Annotated in this window: 1 protein-coding gene; it reads right to left on the bottom strand. The window is 52.7% G+C overall.

The window, feature by feature from the left end; all coding sequences use genetic code 11:
* Positions 1-9,014: non-ribosomal peptide synthetase (locus OO184_RS23870; RefSeq protein WP_265381306.1), on the bottom strand; the 9,014-nt coding region annotated here is incomplete at both ends.

The raw sequence follows: 9,014 nt of genomic DNA, 5'->3' as shown, positions 1-9,014 counted from the left end.
AATAAAATGCCGTCCTGTAACGGTGATAAGGCATAGATATCCTGAATATTAGCGAGTCCGCCCGGGACTTGTCTGATAATGAAGTCAATGTCAGACTGGGTTAAGTTAACCAACGGCAGCATCGTTGGAGACAGCGCGGTTATTGTGGGGGTGATAAGGTTGGGCGGCACCACCACCGCCCGGTGCTGCCCCAGTGTTTGCGCCAGGTCTGATAGCACCGGTGCCTGAAACAGGTTGCGTACCGCCAGCGTCAGTCCCAGATGGCGCAGGCGTTCCATCATCCGTACTGCCAGCAGGGAATGACCGCCCAGGGTAAAGAAATTGTCGTGCCGGCTAATGTGTTCAATGCCCAGCAACTCTCGCCAAATGACCGCCAGGGCCGCTTCTGTCTCCCCCTGCGGGGCTTCATAAGCCTGACGGGCAAAGGCGGCCTCATCCGGTACCGGCAATGCCCGGCGATCCAGCTTACCGTTCGGGGTTAATGGAAACGCCTCCAGACGCACAAACGCCGCCGGCACCATATAATCCGGCAAGAGAGCGCTCAGGCGCGTACGCAGACTGTCCACCAGTCCGTCCTCCGCTTCCGCCGCCACATAGGCCACCAGCCGTTTGTCCGGCCCATCCCCCAGGGCTAATACCGCGGCCTCACGCACCGCCGGGCAGTCCATCAGCCGGGCTTCAATTTCCCCCGGTTCAATGCGGAAACCGCGGATTTTAACCTGCTGGTCGTTACGGCCCAGGAATTCCAGATTACCGTCCGGCAGGTAACGGGCCAAATCCCCGGTGCGGTACATCTGTGCATCCGGGGTATCACTGAACGGATCGACCAGGAAACGCTCCGCCGTCAGCTCAGGCCGGTTCAGATAACCACAGGCGACTCCGTCTCCGCCAATATAAATCTCGCCGGTCACCCCCTGCGGTACTGGCTGCCGCTCAGCATCTAACAGATAAACCCGCGTATTGGCGATTGGCCGGCCAATCGGGATGTGGGTTGCTCCCGGGGCTAATGCCTCGATACGGTACGTTGTGGTAAAGGTGGTGCCTTCACTAGGGCCATAAGCCTGCAATAATCGCTGGGGCGGATGAGTATTCAGTACCTGATTGATGACATGCGGATCAAGGGCATCGCCCCCGACAATCAGCAGTTTTATCTGCGGCAGAGCCGGGGATAATTCCTCCGCCAGTTGGTTAAATAACCCGACAACCAGCGACAGCACCGTGATTCGGTGGGTTTGTAAAGCCCGGACTAACTCCGGCGGCGTCAATAACGTAGTGTGATCGATAACCACCAGCGTCCCACCGTTAAGCAACGGTGCCCAGACTTCAAACGTGCCGGCATCGAAAGCCGGATTTGCCGTAAAGGCGACCCGGTCATCCGGTTCGATTTCCGCGTAGCCATTATTGACGACCAGCCGGACCACGGCGCGGTGTGGCACCAGGATCCCTTTCGGTGTCCCGGTGGAACCGGAGGTGTACATGATATACGCTAACTCAGTGCTGGAACGCGGCAAGTCAGGGTTAATACCATCTTGCTTGCTGTTCGTATTTTTCTCATCCGGAAGACGAAACAGCGGCGCAGCCAGATCAGCCGGGATCTCCGTCCGTGTATCAGTGAGCAACAACCGGGCGGCACAATCGCTTATCAGCCAGTTTTTCCGCTCATCCGGCACATCGGGATCAACCGGCACGTAAACCGCCCCGGCTTTAAGCACCGCCAATTGGGCTACCACCAGTTCTATCGAACGCGCTAACAGGAGCGCAACCTGATCGCCGGGACGAATCCCCTGTTCGATTAACTGACGAGCCAGCCGGTTAGCCCGAGTATTCAGTTCCCTATAGCTAAGGGACTTATCTCCCGCGATTAATGCCAGCGCCTTTGGCGTTTTTTCCACCTGTTGCTCAAACAACTGATGAATACACAATGAGTCAGGGTACGCGGTTTTTGTTGCGTTCCAGGTTTCCAGCAATAACTTGCGCTCTGCCGGTACCAAGATATCAATTTCCCTGACCCGCTGTTGGGGATTAGCTGCCATCACTTGCAGCACCGTGTGCAAGTAGCCGATATGTCGTTTAATTGTTGGTTGATTAAACAGGGCGGTTGAATAACCGAGATAACCAACAATTTTGCCCTCCTCCTCAAACAGTTCCAATTCGAGATCAAACTTAACGGAGTTAAAAGATTGATCAGCCGGAGTGACGGTTAATCCCGGCAGCTTCCATTCCGTATGCTCATCGTTCTGCCAGGCAAACATGACTTGGAACAGCGGAGTATGTGCTAGCCGGCGCGGCGGTTGCACGATTTCCACTACCTGTTCAAATGGCAGGTCTTGATGCACCTGTGCCATCAACGCGATTTCCCGTACACGCTCTAGTAATTCCGCTACATTGAGTGCCCCTGATAAATCAATACGTAAGGCTAGTGTATTGACAAAGAATCCGATTAAGGATTCTATTTCCTGGCGATTTCTTCCTGCACTCGGGGTACCAATAACGATATCCTCCTGAGCTGACAGGCGCGATAATACGACGCTCCATGCTGACAGCAAGACCATAAATAACGTAACACCATGATGTTCACTCAATTGTTTAAGCGCAGTGGTTAATTCTGTGTCCAGTTTGATAGGCACAAAATTTCCAGCAAATGACTGTTCAGGCCAGCGTGGCCTGTCAGTGGGCAAATCCAGCAGAATGGGAGCATCAGCCAACATGCTACGCCAATAGTCAGATTGAGATTGTAGACGCTCAATCGAAAACCACTGACGTTGCCAAGCCGCATAATCAGGATACTGAACCACCAGTGGCGGTAATGGAACAGGTTGTCCCATCAAAAAAGTCGTATAGAGTGCGTTCAATTCTCGCATTAACACGCCAACAGACCAACCATCTGATACAATATGATGCTGAGTCAGTAAGAAAATATAATCCTCGTCAGCCCTTTGTATCAAAGCAGCACGGATTAACGGACCTTGGGCAAGATCAAACGGTGCTTCAATCTCCTGTGTACATAAACGCTGACATTGTTCATCCATATCGGACGCGGTACGCAGATCGTATCGCTTTATCGGCATTCCCGAATTAGCTGGTAACAGTACAACCTGTGGCTGGCCGTCTACCATCACAAATGTAGAGCGTAACGCTTCGTGGCGGGCAAACAAAACATCTAGTGCCTGCTGCCAGGCAATAATATCAAGCTGACCACATAAACGTAGGGCCATCGGAATATGGTAGGTCTTACTGACGTCTTCAAGCTGGGCTAGGAACCACAGACGTTGCTGAGCGAATGACAAAGGCAACTTATCTTTGCGGGATATTGGCTGGATAGCAGGCAGCCTATTGTTCTGTTCACCAAGCCGAATCTTTATTGCCTCAGCAAGAGCAACTAAAGAGGGAAATTCAAACAACACAGTTAACGGCAGTTCAATACCTAAAGCAGTTATTCGGTTCATCATCCGTACTGCCAGCAGGGAATGACCGCCCAGGGTAAAGAAATTGTCGTGCCGGCTAATGTGTTCAATGCTCAGCAACTCTCGCCAAATGGCCGCCAGGGCCGCTTCTGTCTCCCCTTGCGGGGCTTCATAAGCCTGACGGGCAAAGGCGGCCTCATCAGGCGCCGGCAATGCCCGGCGATCCAGCTTACCGTTCGGGGTTAATGGAAACGCCTCCAGACGCACAAAAGCCGCCGGCACCATATAATCCGGCAAAAGCGTGCTCAGGCGCACGCGCAGACTGTTCACCAGCCCGTCCTCCGCTTCTGCCGCCACATAGGCCACCAGCCGTTTGTCCGGCCCATCCCCCAGGGCTAATACCGCGGCCTCACGCACCGCCGGGCAGTCCATCAGCCGGGCTTCAATTTCCCCCGGTTCAATGCGGAAACCGCGGATCTTAACCTGCTGGTCGTTACGGCCCAGGAATTCCAGATTACCGTCCGGCAGGTAACGGGCCAAATCCCCGGTACGGTACATCTGTGCATCCGGGGCATCACTGAACGGATCGACCAGGAAACGTTCCGCCGTCAGCTCAGGCCGGTTCAGATAACCACAGGCGACCCCGTCTCCGCCAATATAAATCTCGCCGGTCACCCCCAGCGGTACTGGCTGCCGCTCAGCATCTAACAAATAAACCCGCGTATTGGCGATTGGCCGGCCAATCGGGATGTGGGTTGCTCCCGGTGCTAATGCATCAATACGGTACGTTGTGGTAAAGGTGGTGCCTTCACTCGGGCCATAAGCCTGCAATAATCGCTGGGGCGGATGAGTATTCAGTACCTGACTGATGACATGCGGATCAAGGGCATCGCCCCCGACAATCAGCAGTTTTATCTGCGGCAGAGCCGGGGATAGTTCCTCCGCCAGTTGGTTAAATAACCCGACAACCAGCGACAGCACCGTGATTCGGTGGGTTTGTAAAGCCCGGACTAACTCCGGCGGCGTCAATAACGTAGTGTGATCGATAACCACCAGCGTCCCACCGTTAAGCAACGGTGCCCAGACTTCAAACGTGCCGGCATCGAAAGCCGGATTTGCCGTAAAGGCGACCCGGTCATCCGGTCCGATTTCCGCGTAGCCATTATTGACGACCAGCCGGACCACGGCGCGGTGTGGCACCAGGATCCCTTTCGGTGTCCCGGTGGAACCGGAGGTGTACATGATATACGCTAACTCAGTGCTGGAACGCGGCAAGTCAGGGTTAATACTATCTTGCTCGCTGTTCATATTTTTCTCATCCGGAAGACGAAACAGCGGCACAGCCAGATCAGCCGGGATCTCCGTCCGTGTATCAGTGAGCAACAACCGGGCGGCACAATCGCTTATCAGCCAGTTTTTCCGCTCATCCGGCACATCGGGATCAACCGGCACGTAAACCGCCCCGGCTTTAAGCACCGCCAATTGAGCCACCACCAGTTCTATCGAACGCGCTAACAGGAGCGCAACCTGATCGCCGGGACGAACCCCCTGTTCGATTAACTGACGAGCCAGCCGGTTAGCCCGGGTATTCAGTTCGGCATAGCTGAGTGTCTGCTCTTTATATATGAGTGCTGTGGCATCAGGCATTCTCTCCACCAGTTGCTCAAACAACTGATGAATACACAATGAATCAGGGTACGCGGTTTTTGTTGCGTTCCAGGTTTCCAGCAATAACCTGCGCTCTGCCGGTGCCAGGATATCAATTTCCCTGACCCGCTGTTGGGGATTAGCCGCCATCACTTGCAGCACCGTGTGCAAGTAGCCGATATGTCGTTTAATTGTTGGTTGATTAAACAGGGCGGTTGAATAACCGAGATAACCAACAATTTTGCCCTCCTCCTCAAACAGTTCCAATTCGAGATCAAACTTAACGGTGTTAAAAGATGGAACAGCCGGAATAACGGTTAATCCCGGCAGTTTCCATTCCGTATGTTCATTGTTCTGCCAGGCAAACATGGCCTGGAACAGCGGAGTATGTGCTAGCCGGCGCGGCGGTTGCACGATTTCCACTACCTGTTCAAATGGCAGGTCCTGATTTTCCTGAGCCGTCAACGTCGTTTGCCTTACGTGCGCGAGCAATTCAGTCACATTCAATTCATTTGATAAGTCAATGCGTAAAGCTAATGTATTAACGAAAAACCCGATTAGAGATTCCACTTCTTGTCGACCGCGACCCGCGCTTGGCGTACCGATAACTAGATCATCCTGACCTGACAAACGTGACAGAACTGTGGTCCAAGCCGACAGTAAGACCATAAATAACGTTACCCCATGCTGCTTACTCAAGCGTTTGAGAGATTCCGTTAATTCTTTATCCAGAGCAATCGGTAACACATTTCCTACAAACGACTGCTGAGGAGGTCGAGGCTTATCAGTAGGCAAATCCAATAGAACCGGCGCATCAGCCAACATCATTCTCCAATAGTCAGATTGAGCTTGTAAGCGCTTAACTGTAAACCACTGGCGCTGCCATGCAGCATAATCAGGATATTGAATTGTTAATGGTAGCAACGGATTCGGTTGTTCCGCTAGAAAAGCGATATAGAGAACACTCAACTCACGCATTAATACACTTACAGACCAGCCGTCTGAAACAATGTGATGCTGGGTGAGCAGAAACTGATATTCATTATCCGTGAGTTGGATAAGACAGGCACGGATAAGTGGGCCTTCACTAAGAGCAAACGGCGTGTAGATCTCCTCCGTACTCAAGCGTTCAAGTATCACTTCAGCATCAGATATCCCACGTAGATCATGTTGAACCAAAGGTACTCCATTATCTGATGTCAACAATCTCACCTGTGGTTGATCATCAACGGAAACAAATATGGAGCGTAACGCTTCATGGCGGGAAAACAGCGTATCAAGTGCTTGTTGCAATACACTAATATTAAGTTGTCCCCGCAAACGCAGTGCCATCGGAATATGATAGGTTTTACTCACGCCGTCAAGTTGTGATAAGAACCACAAACGCTGTTGCGCAAATGACAGCGGCAATTCCCCCCCACGAGATATCGGCATGATAGCCGGCCGTACACTTCCCTGTTTATTAAGTTGGGCACGCATCACCTCAGCAAAAGCAATCAAGGAAGGCGATTCAAATAACGTACTCAGCGGTAATTCAACGCCTAAAGTCGCTATCCGGTTCATCATCCGTACCGCTAGCAACGAATGCCCACCTAGCGCAAAGAAATTATCATGTCGGCTAATCTGCTCAATCCCCAATAACTCATGCCAGATAGCCGCCAGGGCAATTTCAATTTCTCCTTGTGGGGCTTCGTAAATCTGGTGTACAAAGGCTTCTTCGCCCGGTACCGGCAAAACCTTACGATCTAGCTTGCCGTTGGGTGTCAACGGGAAGGCATCTAAACGGACAAACGCCGCTGGCACCATATAATCAGGCAATCGGGTATTCAGGTGAATTCGCAGATTATTGACCAATTCATCATCCGCTTCTGCCACCACATAGGCAACCAGACGCTTGTCATAATCATCACCTAACGCCAGCACAGCTGCCTCCCGCACCGCAGGGAATTCTGTTAACCGGGCTTCAATTTCCCCCGGTTCTATCCGGAAGCCCCGAATTTTAACTTGCCGGTCATTACGGCCAATAAACACCAGACTACCATCCGGCAGATAGCGAGCAAAATCCCCGGTGCGGTACAGGCGAGCATCCGGGTTATCACTGAACGGATCGGTAAGGAAATGCTCGGCGGTCAATTCAGACCGATTAAGATAACCACAGGCCACCCCATCTCCACCCACATAAATCTCACCGGTCACCCCCAGCGGTACTGGCTGCCGCTCAGCATCTAACAAATAAACCCGCGTATTGGCGATTGGCCGGCCAATCGGGATGTTGGTTGCTCCCGGTGCTAATGCCTCGATACGGTACGTTGTGGTAAAAGTGGTGCCTTCACTCGGCCCATAACCATTTAATAACTGTTGTGGCGGACTGGTGTTCAGTACCTGGCCGATGACATGCGGATCAAGAGTATCTCCGCCGACAATCAGCAGTTTTATCTGCGGCAAAACCGGAGGCAGTTTCGCTGCCAGCTGGTTAAACAACCCGACACTCAACCACAGAACCGTCATTCTCTGAATCTGTAAAGCCTGTACAAACGCCTGCGGCGTTAGCAAAGTGGCGTGATCAACAACCACTAATGCGCCACCATTAAGCAACGGTGCCCAGACTTCAAATGTGCTGGCATCAAATGCCGGATTAGCGGCAAAAGCTACCCGATCATCCGGTCCGATTTCAGCATAGCCATTATTGATAACCAGCCGGACTACCGCGCGATGCGGTACCAAAACCCCTTTGGGTGTCCCGGTAGAACCGGAGGTGTACATGATATACGCTAACTCAGTGCTAGAACGCGGTAAGTCAGGATTGATGCGATCTTCTTCACGGCCCGTGTCTGTCTCATCCGAGAGACGAAGCAGCGGCACAGCTAGGTTAGCCGGAATATCCGCCTGTGTATCGGTGAGCAATAATTTGGCGGAACAATCACTTATTAGCCAGTTTTTTCGCTCATCCGGCACATCGGGATCAACCGGCACGTAAACCGCCCCGGCTTTGAGAACCGCTAATTGAGCCACCACCAGTTCTATCGAACGCGCTAACAGGAACGCAACATGATTGCCGGGACTAATCCCCTGTTCGATTAACTGACGAGCCAGTCGGTTAGCCCGGGTATTCAGTTCGGCATAGCTGAGTGTCTGCTCTTCATATATGAGTGCTGTGGCATCAGGCGTTCTCTCCACTTGTTGTTCAAACAACTGGTGAATACATAACTGGTCTGGATAGACGGTTTCTGTCGCATTCCAGGTTTTTAACAATAAGGTCCGCTCTGCTTCCGGCAGAATTTCCAATGCCCGAACCGGCCTGTCCGGCGTATGTTCCAGCGCTTCCGCCAGACTTTCCAGCGCCTGCTGCATATAGTCGCATAGCCGTGCTGACTCAAAGGGTTGTACTACCTGAGCCGTCAGACCGAGTGTATCCCCAAAATCCTCCACCGACAAAACAATCGGATAGTTAGTCCGCTCTTGTGCGCCCAGAAATTCAATACCCTTCAGGGGCTCATCTGAAGCCGCCAACGGGGCATTATGCCGGTAGTTCAGCAAGGCATTAAACAACGGCGTTCCACTGGCGACTCCACTGCAACGCTGGGCCAACGCCAGTGAAGCATGTTCATGCGTCAACAATCCCGCTAACCGGTGATGTGTTTCCCGCACCCGCTCCTGCACCGGGGTATCATCGATATCCAGTCGCAATGGTAACGTGTTGATAAATAACCCTGTGCTACTCTCGGTTCCTTCTCCCGCCTGCATCCGCCCAAACAGGACGGTACCGAACACCACTTTTTCCTGACCACTGGTACGCGATAATACCTGTGCCCAGGCCAGATGACACAGGGCCGCCAGACTGACCCCAAAACGCCGGGCCTGACTGCGCAGGCAGTCATTCAGCTCCGGTGTCAGCATCCGATGGGACTCCGTTACCTGCGAACCATCACGGTGTACCTCCGTCAATCCAAACGCCAGCGTGGG

It is taken from the genome of Photorhabdus aballayi (assembly GCF_026153155.1).
Lineage (GTDB): Bacteria > Pseudomonadota > Gammaproteobacteria > Enterobacterales > Enterobacteriaceae > Photorhabdus > Photorhabdus luminescens.
Note: the sequence above shows the minus strand (reverse complement) of the source record. Positions and strands in the feature narration are given on the sequence as shown.